This window comes from Gordonia sp. LMA484, assembly GCF_058129505.1.
The window spans coordinates 388,967-406,552 of record NZ_CM176700.1 but is presented as its reverse complement, the minus strand read 5'-3'; the positions used below and the strand labels follow the sequence as shown (position 1 = coordinate 406,552).

At 66.8% G+C, this 17,586-nt stretch carries 17 protein-coding genes; 5 read left to right on the top strand and 12 right to left on the bottom strand.

All coding sequences use genetic code 11. From position 1 onward, the window contains the following. Positions 1–81: 81 nt before the first annotated feature. Positions 82–1,242, bottom strand: a complete 1,161-nt coding sequence (locus AC4AMJ_RS01815; RefSeq protein WP_489897286.1) for a CaiB/BaiF CoA transferase family protein — start codon at positions 1,240–1,242, stop codon at positions 82–84. Then, positions 1,239–2,426 carry an acyl-CoA dehydrogenase family protein gene (locus AC4AMJ_RS01810; RefSeq protein ID WP_489897287.1) on the bottom strand — a complete coding sequence of 396 codons (1,188 nt, stop codon included), beginning with the start codon at positions 2,424–2,426 and terminating at the stop codon, positions 1,239–1,241. Before AC4AMJ_RS01810 ends, AC4AMJ_RS01815 begins: the two co-directional genes overlap by 4 nt. Positions 2,427–2,543: 117 nt before the next feature. Here AC4AMJ_RS01810 and AC4AMJ_RS01805 point away from each other — a divergent pair, with 117 nt between their 5' ends. Then, complete coding sequence (locus AC4AMJ_RS01805) at positions 2,544–3,551, top strand: LacI family DNA-binding transcriptional regulator (RefSeq protein ID WP_489897288.1); 1,008 nt, start codon at positions 2,544–2,546, stop codon at positions 3,549–3,551. Positions 3,552–3,619: 68 nt separating this feature from the next. Here AC4AMJ_RS01805 and AC4AMJ_RS01800 read toward each other — a convergent pair whose 3' ends face one another. Both AC4AMJ_RS01800 and AC4AMJ_RS01795 read right to left on the bottom strand, forming a co-directional pair. Next, a complete protein-coding gene (locus tag AC4AMJ_RS01800) occupies positions 3,620–4,393 on the bottom strand; it encodes a hypothetical protein (RefSeq protein ID WP_489897289.1) in 774 nt (257 codons plus the stop codon). Between the two features lie 115 nt (positions 4,394–4,508). Then, on the bottom strand, positions 4,509–5,153 hold the full coding sequence (locus AC4AMJ_RS01795; RefSeq protein WP_489897290.1) for a carbonic anhydrase: 645 nt from the start codon (positions 5,151–5,153) through the stop codon (positions 4,509–4,511). Here AC4AMJ_RS01795 and AC4AMJ_RS01790 point away from each other — a divergent pair. Then, positions 5,152–6,048 carry an HhH-GPD family protein gene (locus AC4AMJ_RS01790; RefSeq protein ID WP_489916910.1) on the top strand — a complete coding sequence of 299 codons (897 nt, stop codon included), beginning with the start codon at positions 5,152–5,154 and terminating at the stop codon, positions 6,046–6,048. The two genes, AC4AMJ_RS01795 and AC4AMJ_RS01790, sit on opposite strands and share 2 nt — an antisense overlap. Before the next feature lie 345 nt (positions 6,049–6,393). On the opposite strand, the gene AC4AMJ_RS01785 is transcribed toward AC4AMJ_RS01790, so the two are convergent. The 3 genes from AC4AMJ_RS01785 to AC4AMJ_RS01775 all read right to left on the bottom strand — a co-directional run bounded on the left by AC4AMJ_RS01785 (position 6,394) and on the right by AC4AMJ_RS01775 (position 9,059). Then, positions 6,394–7,464 carry an IS110 family RNA-guided transposase gene (locus tag AC4AMJ_RS01785; RefSeq protein ID WP_489916908.1) on the bottom strand — a complete coding sequence of 357 codons (1,071 nt, stop codon included), beginning with the start codon at positions 7,462–7,464 and terminating at the stop codon, positions 6,394–6,396. A gap of 329 nt (positions 7,465–7,793) precedes the next feature. Continuing rightward, positions 7,794–8,624, bottom strand: coding sequence for an alpha/beta fold hydrolase (locus tag AC4AMJ_RS01780; protein ID WP_489918354.1), 831 nt, complete (start codon positions 8,622–8,624; stop codon positions 7,794–7,796). Positions 8,625–8,678: 54 nt separating this feature from the next. After that, positions 8,679–9,059, bottom strand: coding sequence for a DUF427 domain-containing protein (locus AC4AMJ_RS01775; RefSeq protein WP_489897292.1), 381 nt, complete (start codon positions 9,057–9,059; stop codon positions 8,679–8,681). Between the two features lie 77 nt (positions 9,060–9,136). On the opposite strand from AC4AMJ_RS01775, the gene AC4AMJ_RS01770 reads away from it, so the two are divergent. The 3 genes from AC4AMJ_RS01770 to AC4AMJ_RS01760 all read left to right on the top strand — a co-directional run bounded on the left by AC4AMJ_RS01770 (position 9,137) and on the right by AC4AMJ_RS01760 (position 11,799). Continuing rightward, positions 9,137–9,445: an antibiotic biosynthesis monooxygenase family protein gene (locus AC4AMJ_RS01770; RefSeq protein ID WP_489916906.1), complete on the top strand. Its 309-nt coding sequence runs from the start codon at positions 9,137–9,139 to the stop codon at positions 9,443–9,445. 33 nt (positions 9,446–9,478) lie between these two features. Beyond that, entirely contained in the window at positions 9,479–10,162 is a 684-nt protein-coding gene (locus AC4AMJ_RS01765; protein ID WP_489918353.1) for an LON peptidase substrate-binding domain-containing protein, read from the top strand. Positions 10,163–10,296: 134 nt separating this feature from the next. Continuing rightward, on the top strand, positions 10,297–11,799 hold the full coding sequence (locus tag AC4AMJ_RS01760) for an aldehyde dehydrogenase (protein WP_489916904.1): 1,503 nt from the start codon (positions 10,297–10,299) through the stop codon (positions 11,797–11,799). Between the two features lie 222 nt (positions 11,800–12,021). Here the strand turns inward: AC4AMJ_RS01760 and AC4AMJ_RS01755 are convergent, their stop codons facing one another. From AC4AMJ_RS01755 to AC4AMJ_RS01735, 5 genes are read right to left on the bottom strand one after another with little or no spacing between them, the layout of a single operon-like run. Continuing rightward, positions 12,022–12,642, bottom strand: coding sequence for a hypothetical protein (locus tag AC4AMJ_RS01755; RefSeq protein ID WP_489916902.1), 621 nt, complete (start codon positions 12,640–12,642; stop codon positions 12,022–12,024). Continuing rightward, the gene (locus AC4AMJ_RS01750; RefSeq protein WP_489916900.1) at positions 12,643–13,719 is read right to left on the bottom strand and encodes an Rv1363c family protein; all 1,077 of its coding nucleotides are present in this window, start codon (positions 13,717–13,719) and stop codon (positions 12,643–12,645) included. After that, positions 13,683–15,122 carry an MCE family protein gene (locus AC4AMJ_RS01745; protein WP_489916898.1) on the bottom strand — a complete coding sequence of 480 codons (1,440 nt, stop codon included), beginning with the start codon at positions 15,120–15,122 and terminating at the stop codon, positions 13,683–13,685. The genes AC4AMJ_RS01750 and AC4AMJ_RS01745 overlap by 37 nt, the downstream gene beginning before the upstream one ends. Then, positions 15,122–16,327, bottom strand: a complete 1,206-nt coding sequence (locus AC4AMJ_RS01740; RefSeq protein WP_489916896.1) for an MlaD family protein — start codon at positions 16,325–16,327, stop codon at positions 15,122–15,124. The genes AC4AMJ_RS01745 and AC4AMJ_RS01740 overlap by 1 nt, the downstream gene beginning before the upstream one ends. Next, a complete protein-coding gene (locus AC4AMJ_RS01735; RefSeq protein WP_489916894.1) occupies positions 16,327–17,586 on the bottom strand; it encodes an MCE family protein in 1,260 nt (419 codons plus the stop codon). Before AC4AMJ_RS01735 ends, AC4AMJ_RS01740 begins: the two co-directional genes overlap by 1 nt.

The following is a 17,586-nucleotide window of genomic DNA, read 5'->3' as shown; positions in this document are numbered from 1 at the left end:
AAGGCGGTTTCCAGCAGGGGCGGTCAGCAGCAGGGGGCGTTTTCAGCAGGGGCGGTCGCCAGCAGAGGTGAAGCTGCGCGGCTACGCCTCCTGCGCAGCCGGGTTGTGCTCCCCCAGCCGCGGCGGTGCCGACCGGTATGCAGCCGGGGTCGCCGAGAGCCGGATCGGGTTGGCCACCTGCCGGATCGGGGTCTCCCGCCGCGGATCGTCGATGGTGATGACCGGGTCCAGTCCCAGTCGCTCGGCCAGCGCGATCGCGTCGGCGATGTCGTTGAGCGGGCCGCACGGCACCCGCCGCTCGGTGAGCACCGCGAACCAGGCGTCGGCGGTGTCGGTGGCGAGCAACGAGTTCAGGATCTCCCCCAGCTCTTCCCGGTGGGCCACCCGCGCCTTGTTCGACGAGAACCGTTCGTCGACAGCGAGTTCCGGCCGTCCCAGCACATCGACGAGCGCGGTGAACTGACGGTCATTGCCGACGGCGAGTACGAGTGGCCGGTCCGCGGCGGCAAAGACCTCATACGGCGCGATGCTCGGGTGACGGTTGCCCATCGCGTGCGGCACGACGCCGGCCGCCACGTAACCCGACGTCTGGTTCACCAATGCGGACAGCAGCGACGAGAGCAGATTGACCTCGATCCGCTGCCCCTCGCCGGTGCGGTCCCGGTGCCGCAGAGCGGCCAGGATGCCCACGGCGGCATGCAGTCCCGTGATGACGTCGACCATCGCGACACCGACCTTCGTCGGCGTGTCCGGGTCGGGCCCGGTGATGCTCATCAGGCCGCCGACCGCCTGGATCAGCAGGTCGTAGCCGGGCAGCTGATTGTTGCCCCCGAATCCCGTGACCGAGCAGTACACGACGTCCGGATTGATCTCGCACACCGCGTCGTATCCGAGGCCCAGCCGATCCATCGTGCCGGGCATGAAGTTCTCCACCACGACGTCGGCGCGCGCCACGAGCTGTCGCGCGGCCTTGCGCCCGTGGTCATCGGTCAGGTCCAGGGCCACCGACTCCTTGTTGCGGTTGACCGACAGGAAATACGACGACTCGGCGGCGTCGGGATCTCCGACCCAGGGCGGTCCCCAGGCACGGGTGTCGTCACCGCTACCCGGCCGCTCGACCTTGATCACCTCGGCGCCGAGGTCGGCGAGCAACATCGTCGCGTACGGTCCCGCCAACACCCGACCGAAGTCGGCGATGACCAGGCCGGCGAGCGCGCCGACGCGACCGTCGACGTTGCTCACCGGAAGGCACCCTCACCGGTCAGCGCCTTGCCGATGGTCAGCTGGTGCACCTCGGAGGTGCCCTCGTAGGTGAGCACGGACTCCAGGTTGTTCGCATGACGGATCACCGGGTATTCGAGCGTGATGCCGTTGGCGCCCAGTATGGTCCGGCACTCGCGTGCGATGGCGATGGCCTCGCGGACGTTGTTGAGCTTGCCGGTGCTGACCTGCTCCGGGGTGATCTCGCCACGGTCCTTGAGCCGGCCGAGGTGATACGCCAGCAGGTGTCCCTTGCCGACCTCGAGTGCCATGTCGGCGATCTTCGTCTGGGTGATCTGGTATCCCGCAAGCGGTTTGTCGAAGACGTGGCGCGACTGGGAATAGTCGATGGCGGCCTCGAGGCAGTCGCGGGCGGCCCCCATCGCGCCGAAGATGATGCCGAACCGCGCCTCGCCCAGTGCGGTCAGCGGTCCGCGCAGACCCTCCGCCTTCGGCAGCATCGCCGACGCCGGCAGCCGGACGTCCTCGAGCACCAGCTCGGAGGTCACCGACGCACGCAGCGAGAGCTTCTTCTTGATCTCCGGCGCGGAGAAGCCGGGCGTGTCGGTTGGGACGACGAAGCCGCGGATGCCGCGCGGTGAGTCGGCGAGATCGGTCTGCGCCCACACCACCGCGACGTCGGCGATGGATCCGTTGGTGATCCACATCTTCGTGCCGTTGAGCACCCAGTCGTCACCGTCGCGCTTCGCGTTGGTCCGCATGCCGGCCGGGTTGGACCCGAAATCGGGCTCGGTCAGCCCGAAGCAACCGATGGCGTCACCGGCGGCCATCCGAGGCAGCCATTCCTGCTTCTGCTCCTCGCTGCCCCAATGATGGATCGAGAACATGGCCAGCGACCCCTGCACCGAGACCAGGCTGCGGATGCCGGAGTCGACCGCCTCGAGTTCCAGGCAGGCGAGACCATAGGCGGTCGCGCTGGTACCCGGGCACTCGTAGCCCTCGAGGTGCATACCGAGCGCGCCGAGCGACCCGAGCTCCTTGGCGATGTCACGGGCCGGCAGAGCACCGGCCTCGAACCAGTCCGCCACATGCGGCCGCAGCCGCTCGTCGGCGAACTTCCGGACGGTGTCGCGGATCGCGATCTCCTCGGAGTCGAGGAGCGAATCGAGCGCGAACAGCTCGGTCAGGGTCTGCGGTCGGGACATCGGTGCCTCCGTGGTGAGAACGATTGCAAGAACGTTTGCATCGACTAAGGTAAGTCCAACGGATGTGGTTCGTCAACGTGCGACAACCGGCCGTCGACGCGGGGAGGCAAACCGAGGATGCGTGAGACCAACAGGGCGCCGACGCTCAAGGAGATTGCCGAGCGCGCCGGTGTCCACGTCTCGACCGCATCCCGCGTCCTGCGCCAGCCGGAACCCGCCGACGGTTGGTCGGCGTCGGCGCTACGTGTCCGCGCAGTCGCCGAGCAGCTCGGCTACCAGCCCAATCTGTGGGCGGCGAGCCTGCGCACCCGCAAGACGACGACGCTCGGCGTGGTGATGACCCGCCTGACCGACGGGGTGGTCGCCACGACCTATCAGGGCATCGAGGAGGCAGCGTCACGAGCCGGCTATTCGGTCCTGCTGTCGAGCCCGCCCGATGATCTCGACGCCCAACGCCGGGCGATCGAACTGCTGGTGGGACGGCAGGTGGACGGGTTGCTCATCAGCAGCTTGCACGCGCCTGCCCGACCCTTCATCGACTCGTTGTCGATCGGGTCGGTTCCGATGATGACGGTCACCCGGCACGCCGATTCCGGGCTGCCGTTCGTCGGTGGGGACGACCGGTACGGCGGCCAGTTGGCGGCCCGGCACCTGATCGATCGCGGCTACACCGACGTCGCCGTCATCGCAGGACCCACCCACGCCACGACGGCGTCCGACCGGCTCGCAGGCTTCCTCGCGGCCGCCGCCGACGTCGGCGTGCGACTGCCACCCGACCGCATTGTCCACTCGTCGTTCGAGGTCGACGGTGGGATCGAGGCGGGCCGCACCCTGCTCGACCGGGCCGACCGCCCACGCGCGATCTTCACCGTGTCGGACACGATCGCCATCGGTGTGATGGGCGTGGCCCGCGACCTCGGCCTGCACATCCCCGACGATGTCGCCTTGATCGGCTACAACGACATACCGGTCGCTGCGCAATTGCCGGTGCCGTTGACCACGGTCCGCTCCCCTGCCCACGAGATCGGCGTCGCCGCGGTGCGCCGACTTCTGGATCTGGTGGACGGCCGCGAAGCCGAGACGATGCGCCTGCCGGTCACGCTGATGGCACGCGCGACCACCTAGCCCGGTCTCGGAAGAACAGCTCGCTTCCCGACCGGCCTTCTACTGAACCGGAGACCAGTGCGGCCGGCCTAGGGACGCTGCGCCGGAGCGACCACGTTGAACGTGATCGGCGCGGATTCCTTTTCGCCGATCTTGCCGATGGCCTGGTAGGCACCGACGGGGATCGGCACGCGCGGCTTGTCGCAGCCGGGGTTGCTGGTGGTGCCCGACCAGGTGATGGTGTCGCGCACCTGCTGCGACGGCTTGAGGTTCACGTTGTTCACCGTCTGCAGGGGCGAGCAGTCCCGCGCCGACCACAACGTCCGGGTGCCGTCGAGGTTGCGGACCACCACGTCCTGGGCGGCCTTGCCGACGTCACGGGTGCACTCGGTGAGGCCCGCATTGGTCGTCACGATGGTGAAGACCGGCTGGTCACCGGTGGTGTAGGTGGGTTTGTCGGTGTAGAGGACCACCGAGATGTTCGCGTCCGGGCACAGACCTGACGCCGGCACCGGTCCGGGTGTGCTCGAGGCGTCACCGGCCTCCGGTACCGCAGATCCCGACGCCGATGCCGACGCGTCGTTCGGGCCCCCGGCCGCGTTGTTGCCACCCGCCACACCGCCACCAGAGCCACCGCCGGACACCTCGGCGCTCGCCGACGGTTCGGAGGACTCGGTGGAATAGGCCGTCGAGGATGCGACCGATGACGCCGCCGCGGCGCTCTTCGGTTCGCCGCCGCCACTGCTGGTCGCCCATATGATCAGACCGATGATCAGACCGATCACGACGACTGCGCCACCCACCGCGACGACTCGACGTCGCCAATAGATCTCGGGTGGCAGAGGGCCGTGCGGTTCGATCACGGCCCCCACGCTAACGGCAGCCGTGAAACGACCGTCCGACCCTGCTCGGCGTGTCGCGAAACCGGCCCTGACCGGCGGAAAGTCTCAAGTAGGGGTTCAGCCCCGACGAGAAGGGTCAGCCGCGCGCGACGTCGACGATCTCCACGCCGTCGATCTGGCCGAGGACACCGCGGACATGCGCACGTCCCTCGCCGAGCTGGTAGGTCAATCCCACGATGGCGAGGCGGCCGTCGGCGACCCGGTCGGCGATGATCCGGCTGCGTTCCATCAGCTGTTGCCCGGTCTCTAGCACGTGCCGCGCCTCGAACTCGTCGACCCGGGTCAGCCCTTCACTGCGTCCGGCGAGGATGCTCGGGCTCACCTTTTCCACGAGCTCACGGATGTATCCGCCGGGGATCTGCAGATTGTCCAGAGCGTTGAGGGTGGCCTTGACCGCGCCACAACTGTCGTGACCGAGGATCGCGATCAGCGGCACCTCGAGCACCTCGGCCGCGAACTCGAGCGAACCCAGCACCGCCGCGTCGATGACCTGGCCGGCGGTACGAACGACGAACATGTCACCGAGGCCCTGATCGAAGATGATCTCCGCGGACAGCCGCGAATCCGAGCAACCGAACAACACGACATGCGGATGCTGCCCCGAGGTCAGTCGTTCGCGGTCCTCGATACCCTGACTGGGATGTTGAGAATCGCCGGCAACGAACCGATCGTTCCCGTCCTGCAGGATCTTCCAGGCCTCGGTGGGTGTCAGGTCAGTCATGACGAATAGTGTGCCATCGGCCGCCCTGCTCGGCTGGTTCGACCTCCACGAGCGCGACCTGCCGTGGCGCGAGCCCGGACTGTCCGGTTGGCAGATCCTGATCAGCGAGATCATGTTGCAGCAGACCCCGGTCTCCCGGGTGGTCGGACCGTGGCGCGAGTGGGTGACGCGCTGGCCGGTGCCGTCGGCGATGGCGGCGGCGTCGGCAGGCGAGGTGCTGCGGGCGTGGGGCAAGCTGGGCTATCCGCGACGTGCGCTCCGCCTGCACGAGTGCGCGACCGTTCTGGCCGCCGAGCACGACGACCGTGTCCCCGAGGATGTGGCGGTGATGCTGACGCTGCCGGGCATCGGCGACTACACCGCTCGCGCCGTCGCCTGTTTCGCCTACGGGCAGCCGGTCCCGGTGGTCGACACCAACGTGCGCCGGGTCATCGCCCGCGCGGTGCACGGTCGCGAACAGCCGGGCAACCCCGCACGTGCCGACCTCGGCGACGCGCAGGTGCTCCTCCCCCAGAACGCCGACGGCACCCCCGCCGACAACGCCCCACGATTCTCGGCGGCGCTCATGGAGTTGGGCGCGCTGGTCTGCACCGCTCGCAACCCCGGCTGCGACGCGTGCCCACTGACCGACTGCACCTGGGTACGACTCGGCCGTCCCGCCCACACCGGCCCCCCACGCAAGGTGCAGAAGTTCGCCGGCACCGATCGGCAGGTACGGGGACTGCTGCTCGACGTTCTGCGCGGCTCCGACAAACCGGTCACGCGCGCACAACTCGACGTCGTCTGGACCACCGACACGGCACAGCGTGACCGCGCACTCGACTCCCTCCTCGTCGACGGGCTCGTCGAGCTCACCGACAACGGCCGCTATTGCCTTGCCGGGGAGGCCGATTGACCCCGGCAGCCCGCGACTTCCACCCGGTCCCTGACGAGCGAGCCCGCAACGCACCCGGGCCCCTGAGCAGCGAGCCCGCGACGTCCACCCGGTCCCTGAGCTGCAAACGAGCCTGCAAGCGTCCACCCGGTCCCTGAGGAGCCTCCGAGCCTGCGAGGATGCGTCACGAAGGGCCGACCCTTCGTGACACCCCTCCGCTGGCGCTCCGGGGTTCCTCAGGGATCGGGGTTGGACACCCCTCCGCCGGCACCCTGCCAACCCCAGCACCCGGGAGTAGAACCCCTCCGCCGGCACCCTGCCAACCGGTCCCTGAGGAGCCTCCGAGCTTGCGAGGATGCGACGGTCCTATAGTTTGTCAAGCCGTGCGAGGTCTTTTTTGAGGGCGTGGAACACTTCTCGGGCGATGTAGCGTTTCTGGCATCGGATGATGTCTTTGTGGGTGAGTTTTTCCTGTTCGCGGCGTTCGCGGTAGGCCCGTGAGGGCTGGTGGTGTTTGAGGCGTCCGACCGCGATCATGTGCAGGGCACTGTTGGCTTGGCGGTCACCGCCTTTGTTGATGCGGTGCCGGTTGGTTTTGCCTGAGGAGGCCGGTAGCGGGGCGACGCCACAGAGTTTGGCGAAGCTGGCTTCGCTGTGCATCCGGTCGACGTTTTCGCCCGCGGTGACCAGCAGTTGTGCCGTGCAGACCGTACCGATCTGGGGTGCAGCGATCAGCGTGGGCGCCGCGGTGGTCACCAGCCTGCGCAGGTGGCGGTCCAGCGCGGCGATCTCGGTGTCGAGCTCACGGTGGCGACGTAGCAGCGACTGGGCGGCACAGACGAACGCGGTGCCCGGATCGGCCATCTGAGTCGCGTCGGGTTCGGGCAGCGACTCGATCAGCGCCATCCGGCGGGCTTTGCTCAGCCCGCGCAACCGATCAGCCATCACCGCCGGCGCGGTGGTGCACAGATCGCGCAGTTGGTTGGTGATGGTGGTACGTGAATGGACTGCGGACTTGCGGGTCAGGTGCAGCATGCGGATCGACTCGACGATGCCGGTGGTGTCTTTGGCCGCGGCGCTGGCCCGACCCGAGAGCACCGCGCGGGCCGCGTTGTAGGCATCGATCGCATCGGATTTGCCGTCGCGGTGGCGCACCGCCTCATCCGGGGCGTTGACCTCGATGACCTCGACACCGGCCGCACGCGCCGCCCGGGTCAACCCGGCCCCATAGGAGGCGCTGGACTCGATGCCGGCCGCCTCGATCCGACCGAACCCACCAGCCCACCGCAGCAACTGCTGATAGCCCTGCGCGGTGGCCGCGAACGGCTGATCGGCCACCGCCTGGCCGGTAGCGGCGCCAACCACCGCAGCATGATGGGTGTGCTGATGAGTATCGACGCCGAGAACTATTTGCATGTCAGGCGTAATCACAGTCATGGTGGGAATGTCTCCTTCACTCAACGTGATGGATGACCTCGCCGGGGCGGGTGGACAGGACAGTGAAGAGCCACGACTCGCAGTGGTCGGGCAAGGTCCTTATCAGGTCACACCCGCCCCGGTTCCTAGCAAGGTCTCCAGTTGTTCACGAGCAGCCGAACAGACATCCCTGATGCCGACAAGTCGCTGTCAAAGACCAACCCATCCAACCGATGAGAAGTCAGTCACGAAGAAGGTCAGACCCCAACGACGCCTCCTCGACTACCCACCATCATCCTCACTGTCACGAAGGGCCGACCCTTCACGACGAACCCGCAGGCACCCGGAGCTCAGTGCGGTAATGCCGACAGGAAGGCCTCGACGGCTCCTCGATAGACCCAGGGCGCGTCGTCGTGCACCAGATGCCCGGCGCCCGGGACCCGCAGGTATTGCGCGCGCTGGTTGACCGAACACATCGTGCGCATCTGACCCGGCGGCGTCACCGTGTACTCGGCCTCGATCAGCAGTGCCGGCACTCGCACCGACTTCCACTGCGTCCAGAACTCGCGGCCTCCCCATTCCTCTGCGACCTCGGTCCAGACCGGCAGGCTCCCGTGCAGGCGACCATCGTCGAAGGCCTCATAGAAATACCGGCCGGCCACCGCACCGAACATCTCCTGCGCGTGGTCCATCGACTCGAAGCGGTCGGGCCAGCTGTCGAACCACGGTGTCCAGGTGCGGGTGGTCTGGCCGCGGAAGTCGGGTGCCATGTCCTCGATCACCAACGCCGACACCATCTCCGGATATGCGGCCGCGGCACACCAGGCGTGCAGGCCGCCCATCGAGTGACCGATGAGCACTGCCGGGCCCTGATCGATCCACACGAGGATCTCGGCCAGATCCGCGACGAAACGTTCGGTGCTCAATTCCGCCGGGTCATCGGGCATGGCGACATCGCGGCCGGTGTGAAACGCGGCATCGAAGGTGAACACGCGGCCGTGTCGTCGCAGCCACGGGATCTGGCGACGCCACGTGCGACCGCGCCCCATCAGACCGTGCAACAACACGATGGGCCCGACTCCGTGCATCGGCTGACCGTCCGGTGTCATCGGACCGCCGTGATCGAGCAATCCGATGTCGGCTGTGGCACCGCCGATCCCGTCGTTCGGCGTGGTGGGCATGGCGGTCACGGACTCAAGGGTATGGCACGGTGCATTCGATTCTGGGGAACCGTTTCAGTCGGGCGTCACATCGACGGTGATGTCCACCTTGTCCGGATAGAACGCGACGTGCCCGGCGATGTCGGCGACGGCATCGTAGGGCTCGCGGTAGGTCCACACGGCATCCTCGACGACCCCGCCGTCGACGACGATGTCGTAGTAGTTGCAGTCGCCTTTGAAGGGGCAGTAGGTCGTCGTGTCGCTGTCGCGCAGCAGCGACGTGTCGACGTCGGCGAGCGGCACGTAATGCACCGGCCGATACCGCGCCTCGCGCAGGGTGTGCGCGTTCGCGGTGTCGGCCACGACGACCTCGCCGACACGGACGACGACCCTGGTGCCCGTCGGGGACACCGTGATCGGGTGATCCGGTCCTGGTATCAGCTTCTGGCGCGACATCGAAACTCCGATCCGAGGCGAAACGTCGTTGGTGAAAGAACTGATGTTCGTCTCCAGCGTGCCAGTAGGCTGACCCCATGGCTGTTGTGAAGATCAATGCGATCTCTGTCCCCGAAGGTGCCGGACCCGAGCTCGAGAAGCGTTTCGCCAACCGAGCACACTCGGTCGACGGTTCCAAGGGATTCCTGGGTTTCCAGTTGCTGCGCCCCGTCAAGGGCGACGACCGGTATTTCGTGGTGACCCAGTGGGAATCCGAGGAGGACTTCCAGGAGTGGGCCTCGGGACCCGCCCGCGAAGCCCACTCGGGTGAGCGCGCCAAGCCTGTGGCCAGCGGGGCAGACCTACTCGAGTTCGAGGTCGTGCTCGACGCCAAACCGTCGACCTGACGGTTGCGCATGACCGACTCGCCGGTGACGCCGATGTTCCCGCTGGGAACCGCCCTGCTGCCCGGCGAGCCGCTCCCTCTGCGGATCTTCGAACCGCGCTACCGACAGATGCTGTCCGACTGCCTCGGCACGTCGGCGGAGTCGGGCCGATTCGGGCCGGCGCCGGGAGCGGAGCGAGCGGGCCGATTCGGGCCGGCGCCGGGAGCGGAGCGAGCGGGCCGATTCGGTGTCGTCCTGATCGCACGCGGGCATGAGGTGGGCGGCGGTGACGTCCGCTACGACGTCGGCACCTTCGCCCGCATCGAGAATCTGCTGCAGCAACCGGATGGACGCGCTTCGTTGACCTGCACGGGCACCGAGCGGTTTCGTGTCGTCGAGTGGTTGCCCGACGATCCGTATCCTCGGGCGATCACCACCCCGCTGCCGGACCCGGTGATCTCCCCCGCAGACCATCCACGCCTGATCGAGCTGGGCCAGGCGTTGCGCGCATTCGTCGACGAGGTGGCCGAAACTCAGCCGGACGCCGTCCCGGTCGATCTGCCGGCCTTCGATCTCGACGACGTAATCGAGGCCGGCCTGTTCGCGTGGGCGATCCGGCTGCCGATCGGTGCGGCGGATCGTCAGCGGCTCCTCGAGTGCGATTCGGTCGCCGATCAGGTCGCGGTTCTCGACGATGTGCTCGAGGGGTTGACGGCGATGATCCGGTTCGGTCGCTGACGCTCCCGACCTCGGAACCGGGCCACCCCTGGCCGCGAAGTTAGAACGTGTTCTAGTATCGGTTGTGGAGTAGTTCACACCGAACGCACGGGGGTCGAGCCCCCGTGGACCCACGTCGTTCTAGGAGCACATTCATGACCGAGACCGTCGAGTCCCGTCCACCTTCCACCCTCGTCGGCGCCGGAGACCAGCCCCAGCTGTTCATCGGGGGGCAGTGGGTCGATCCACATTCGACCGAGACGCTCGAGGTGTTCTCACCGGCCACCGGGGAACGTGTCGGATCGGTCCCGCTTGCCGACAAGGTGGATGTCGACACCGCAGTCCAGCGGGCGCGCGCCGCCTTCGACTCCGGCATCTGGAGCCAGACCCCGGCGGCCGACCGCGCCGCCGTGCTCAACCGGGCGGCCGAGCTGATCAACGAACGCACCGCCGACATAACCAACCTGGTGTCGGCCGAGATGGGCGCGACCCCGACCGACGTCGCCACTCTGCAACAGCTGCCCGCGACCGGTGTGCTGCAGGGATACGCCGCGGCCGCCGCCGATTTCCCGTGGGAGGAGAAGCGCACCGGTCTGTTCGGCGAGACCCTGGTGACCCGCGAGGCCGTCGGTGTCGTCGGCGCGATCATCGCCTGGAATGTGCCACTGTTCCTGCTGTGCAACAAGTTCGGTCCCGCCCTGGCCGCGGGCTGCTCGATCGTGTTGAAGCCGGCGCCCGAGACACCGCTGAACGCCAACCTGCTCGCACAGATCTTTGTCGAGGCCGGCGTCCCGGAGGGTGTCATCTCGGTGGTGCCCGGGAACGTCGAGACCGGCAAGGCGCTCGTCGACCACCCCGACGTCGACAAGATCACCTTCACCGGCTCGACGGCAGCCGGCCGCGCGATCGCCGCGCGGTGCGGCGAGACCCTGAAGCGCTGTTCGCTCGAACTCGGCGGCAAGTCGGCCGCCATCGTCCTCGATGACGTCGACCTCGACGCCAACATCCACATGCTGGTGTTCTCGGCGGGCCTGATCAATGCCGGCCAGGCCTGTGTCGCGCAGACGCGCGTGCTGGTCCCCCGCTCGCGGCACGACGAGATCGTGAACGCGATGGTCGAAACCGCCAAGTCGTTCACGCCGGGCCTACCGACCGCCGAGGGCACAATGCTCGGTCCGATCATCACTGCCAAGCAGCGCGACAAGGTCGAGGGCTACGTCGCCAAGGGCAAGGAAGAGGGCGCGACAGCAGTCCTGGAGGGCACTCGGCCCGAGGGTCTCGAGAACGGCTTCTATGTGACGCCCACGATCTTCACCGGCGTCACCAACGACATGACCATCGCCCGCGAGGAGATCTTCGGACCGGTGATCAGCGTGATCGCCTACGACGAGGTCGACGAGGCCATCGCCATCGCCAATGACTCCGACTATGGTCTGGCCGGCTCGATCTGGACCTCCGACGTCGAGCGCGGCGTCGAGATCGCCAGGCAGGTCCGTACCGGCACCCTCGGGATCAACTGGTACGCAATCGATCCCGCGTCCCCCTTCGGCGGCTACAAGAACTCCGGCATCGGTCGCGAGAACGGCCGCGAGGGGCTCGAGTCCTACCTGGAGCACAAATCGATCCTCATGCCGATGGGATATTCTTCCGAATCCTGATCTCTCACAGGGGAAGTGGGGTCGGTCGCCGACGGCGGCCGACCCCTTTTCTTGTGTAAGGAATGCGGGGGGCGGCCCTTCGTGACGCTCGCAAGCTCGCTCCTCAGGGACCGACAGGACGCTCGCAAGCTCGCTCCTCAGGGACCGACAGGACGCTCGCAAGCTCGCTCCTCAGGGACCGACAAGGACGCATGCAAGTCGCGCCACAGGGACCGGGTGGAGTCAGCCCGCCGGTGCCGCCGAGGGAGCCGGGGTTGCGGACGGCGTCGCCGACGCGCTCGGGGCCGGCAGCGGCACCGCGCCCGGCGGCGGCGTGTCGGTCTGCTCGATGCGGCTGCGGAACGAATCGTCGGTGATCACGTCGATGCCGTTGATCATCCAACGCCCGTCCTGCTTCACCATCGAGAACGTGAGGCGGCTGGGATCGACGCGCACGAGCTCCTTGTCGTTGCGGGTCACCGACTGGTTCATGAAGATCAGGACAGTCGAGGTGTCCTTGGTGTTGGTCACGACGCCGGCGTCCTGAATGGTCACCGCGGACACCACGTTCTGCTTGCGGACCTCGGCGGCGAGATTGTTCTTGGTGACCAGGTCGTTGTACGTGGGTTTCGCGGGACCGGTCACCACGTCCATCGACTCATCGATGTGCTGACTGACGTTGTCCGGCGTGTAGCCGAACATCGTGGTGGCGTACTGCTTTGCCGCCGCGAGTGAGGAATCCCGCGCCTCCTCGGTGGCGCGCGCGTCGAAGAACCGTAGGCCGAGGAAGACTGCGACAGCCGCGGAGGCGACCACCAGGACCACGAGGGTTGCCGCGACGACACGGCCGGTCGTGATCTTCATCTAGGTCACCCACTCGAAATTGGTCATCTTCAGGTCACCGTTGATGCGGGTCATCTGGACCCGCCAGCGGAACGTCTGAACGATCGTCTGCTCCTTGGGATCCGGGTTGTTCATCTGCCACCCGTAGACGACGATCACGGTGCCTTCGTCTGGTTCTGCCTTGGTGACCGCGTCGGACAGGATCGTGGTCTTCGTTGTGATCTTCTCGTCCTTGATCAGGCCGACCGCCTGCTTCATGGAGTCCTGCATCTGCTGCTGCGCTTTGCCACTTGTCTTGTCTTGCAGCGTTTTCAATGCACCGTCAACGTTGTCAGGGTTGAGTGAGGTGAGGTTGACGATCATCTGGTCGGCGAAGTCCGAGTACTCGGCACGCAGGGCATTCTTGTCGTCGTACCTGTTGATTCCGACCGCGAAGACGATCGATGCCGCGACGCAGGCGAGGATCGTGACGCCACACACGACACCCAGCACGATCCGCCGCGCCTTCGACGAGTTGGCACCGCGGTAGCGGACCGGCGAACCGTCGGCCGCTCCTTCCCCGACCCGCCTGTCCCGGCCCCGACGCTGCGCGGCTTTGCGTGCGCGCCTGCGCTCCCGGTAGCCGATGCTCCGTTCACTCGGCGGAGCACCGCCTTCCACGCCCTCGGCCGCGGGCTCCTCGACCGTCGGTTGTTCGGCTGTCCCCGCCTCGGCTCGCGATCCCACGGCCTCGGGTTCCTCAGCCTTGGACTCGTCAGCCCTGGATTCGTCAGCCTTGGATTCGTCGGCGTCGTGATCGGAGGCGGGTTCGGCCGCATTCGGTTCCTCTGCGCGGCCGGACTTCTTGCGTCCCCGCCCGATGGGAGCCTTGCGAACGGGGGCGCGACGCACCGGGCCGGACGGATCGGACGCTTCCGGCACCGCCGTCTCCTGCACCGCGGTCTCCTGAGCGTCGGTCTCCGACGCCTCGGTCTCCTGCGCCGCGGTCTCCGACGCCTCGAGCTCCTGCGGGGGCGTCTCGCCGTCGTTCTGTGCTGCGCTGAAGTCGGATTGCTCCGACGTCACTTCTGCACGGTCTTCGTTATCAGGCTCTGCCATGTGGTGTCTTGTCCTTGCGAATCCTGTCCGAGACCGGCGTTGTACGTCTTGCCGTCCGGACCGATGTAGTCACCCGTTTTCGGATCGTACGGGGTGGCGTAGACCGCGGGCCCCGGGGTGTAGTTCGATGGCGTCGCCTGTGCGGTCTGGCCGGCGGGCTGACCTGTCGCGGGTTGCCCGGGAACCTTGAGCCCGAACGGCAGACCCTGCGGGAAAGGGACATTCTCCCCGACCGCCTTGTAACCCGTCCGGCATTCCTCCGGTGTCGAGGCGCGACGGCCCGGGAACTCCGCGCACGGGAAGTTGCGGGCGCCGCGGACGGCGACGTTGGAGTCCTGCGGCACCCGGCACAGCATGCCGGGCGGGATGTCGCGCGCGGTCTGGATCGCCGGTGACCGCCACTGGCTGGCAGGCATGAACCCGACGGTACAGGTCCCCGGATCCTGGAATCCCAACGCGAAGTCCACGTTCGCGCCGTACTGTCCGTTCTCGGTGTTCAACGCGGTCAGCAGCGATGCCATCAGTCGCGGATAGATCACGACGATCTGCTGCAGGTTCGGGTGATAGACCGCCAGCGTCTTCGACGTCACACCCAGGTTCGCGATCAGCATCGGCAGGGTCTGGTTCATCGACTCGAAGAGCTGCTGTGTTTGGGATGCCGTCGACGGCCCCTTCGACAGGATGTCGGTGATCTCCGGGTTGTTGGCGCGCAGCTGGTCGGTGAACTTGGTGACATCGGCTGTCCACGAGCGGATCTCGTCCGTGGTGGCCGACTGAGTGGCCAACAACGGCCCGGCCTGGTCCACCAGATCCAGTAGCTGATCGGTGTTCTTCGTTGCGTCGTCGACGAGCAATGTCATCGAGTCCAGCAACCGCTGCAGTTCCTCACCGGTGCCGTTGAAAGCGACGAACGCCTCGTCCATCACCGATCGCAGTTTGGTGTCGCCGACCTTCTCGAGCAGAGCGTTCGCCTGGTCGAGCATGCTGGAGATCTCCACGGGCACATCGTCACTGGTGACGACCGAACCTTCGTGCAGATACCCGGACGGCCCGTCGGGAACGGGGGTGAACTCGACATACTGCTCACCGATCGCGGACACGCTGCGAACAGCCGCATTCGACGACGCCGGGATCTGCGCGTCGCTGCCGATCGAGAGTTCCGCCTGCACACCGTTCTCGGTCAACCGGACGCCTGTCACCTTGCCGACGTCGACGCCGCGGAAGCTCACGTTGGCGTTCTGGTAGAGCCCTCCGGTGCTGGGCAGTTGGAGTTCGACCCGATACTGACCGATACCGAACATCGCCGGAACCCGGATGTAGTACACCGCGACCGCGATCAGGGCAACCACCGTGACGATGGAGAAGATGAGCAACTGGATGCGGACGAACCGGGTGATCTTCATCAGTTACCCCCTTCCTTGTCCTTCTTCGGCTGCATGCCCGCAGGGCTCAGCGGCGAGGTGAACGGGTCGAGTCCACGTTTGGCCGCTCCTGCCTGTTGGCCGACGATCCCCTCCGGACCGACCAGGCCGACCGAGGACGCCAGTCCTCGGGACAGTCGGCCGAAGGAGAGATCGAGGACGAGATCGGCGTTGACGTAGTCGCCCTTCACGATCTTCGGGATCGCCTCCTCGTAGAACGGGAACGTCAGGAAGATGCCGAGCGACTGGGTCAGGGCCGGGCCGGTCGCCGCGAGCTGATCGAGCACCGGCGACAGGTTCGACACGATCGTCTTGATGTCCTGATCGTTGGCGTTGATGATGTCGTTGCTCGTCTTCGACAGCTTGCCGAGCGCGGCGAGGGTGTCGGTGAACTGCTGGCGCTGATCGACGAGCAGACCCAGGATCGACGGGGCGTCGGCGAGTGCCTTCTCCACCGTCGGGGTCTGCGCGTTGATCGCGGCCGACAGCCGGTCGAGTCCCTCCGTCGCACGAATGATGTTGGCCTTCTGCCGGTTCAGGTCGCCGATCAGTGTGTTCAGCCGCGGCACGAGTTCGCGGATCACGTCCTGCCGATCGGTCAGCACGTCGTTCATCTCGTGCACGATGTCGCCGAACTGGGCGAGGCCGCCGCCGTTGAGCACCACCGACAACGAACTCAGCACCTGCTCGGTGGTCGGGTAGGTGCAGGCCGCCACCTGCTGGGCCGAGTTGATGTCCGGCACCGCGGGCACGTCCGGATCGGTCGTGATGTTCGCCTGCTCCGGACATTTGGTCAGCGGGATCTGGTCCCCCGGCGCCAACACCCCGCCGGTCGGTTTCTCCGGCTGCACGATCTGCAGATGCGATGACCCGAGCACGCTGGTCATCCCCACCATCACGTGAGACCCCTTCGGCACGGTGACACCCTCATCGAGACGGATGCCCACCTGCGCGTTCCAGTCCTTGACCTCGATCTTGCCTACGCTGCCCACCGTCGCGTCGTCGATCATCACCGGCGCATTCGACTCCAGACCTGCGGCGGTGGGGATCATCGCCGAGATCTCGTAGGACCCGGTTCCGGTGCCCTGCGCTCCGGGCATCGCCATGCTGTTGAGGCCCTGGAAGCCGCACGCCGACGCGGTGGCCATCACCGCGGCGAGGACCAGCGCCACACCCACTCGGCGCATCAGCCCTCACCCCCGAAAGGTACGAGCAGATTGCCGAGGGCCCCGCCGCCGTTGTCCTTGCGCGTCTGGGCATCCTGCTGGCGGATGCCGGCCTGTGCCCGGGCCTTGACGCTCGCGTTCTGGTACTGGATCTGGTCCGGCCGCGCGTTGATGCCGGTGACCGGGTTGGTGAGGAACGGCGGATAGTTCATCGAGATCGACGACAGCACCGGCGCCAACACGTCGACGCACTTCTCCACCTCGGCCTCACTCTGGCCGGGCCGATCGTTGGCCTGCATGGTTCCGCACAGCAGGGTGATCAGGTTGGCACCCATGCCGAGACCGAAGATGCCCGACAATGATCCGGTGAGCGGGTTGTAGATGTTGTAGAAGTTCGCGAGCTGATTCGGCCCGGAGTGCAGCAGACCGCGGATCTGTTCGTCCTTGTCGGCGAGGATCTTGGTCGCGTCGGACAGTTTGCTGACCGACCCCGAGAGGGTCTTGCCGTTCGTGTCGATGAAGTTCTGCACATCGCTCAAGGCACTGTCGAGGTTGTGCAGCGCGCCGTTGAGCGCGTCGGTGTTGCCGGCCAGCACGCTGCTGACCGACGCGATCCGGCCGTTGAACTGGACGAGCTGTTCGTGACTGGTGGACAGCGCCTGGGTCAGCTTCTGGAGGCTGCGCACCGTCGCGAACAGATCGCCACGCCCCGCCGACAGCGTGCCCATGACATCGGAGAGTTGTTTGATCGACTCGTTGAGCGCGGCGCCGTTGCCGTCGAGGTTCTGATCGGCGACGTCGATCAGCTTGGCGGCCGACCCCGGGTCGGCGCCCTTCGGTCCGACGGCCTTGGTCAGCTTGGTGAGTTCCTTCTTGATGTCGTCCCATTCGACCGGGACCGCGGTGCGCTCCATCGGGATGTCCGCGCCGTCGGCCATCTTCGGCCCGTCCGTGTACACCGGCGTGAGCTGGATGAATCGGCCCGACACCAGACTCTGCGCCACCACGACGGCCTTTGCGTCGACCGGGACGGGCGTGTCCTTGTCGACCCGCATGGTGACCTTCACGTCGCCGTCGCGCGGTGAGATCGACGCCACCTTGCCGACGTTGACCCCCAGCACGCGCACCGGATCCCCGTTGTAGAGCCCGGTGACCGACGGGAAGTAGGCGGTGATGGTGTTCGTCGTGGCACGGGTGATGCCGAAGTAGCCCGCGACGATCACCAGGATCGCGAGCACGACGGCGGCCATCACCTGCCAGACCCGTTTGCCGACACCCAT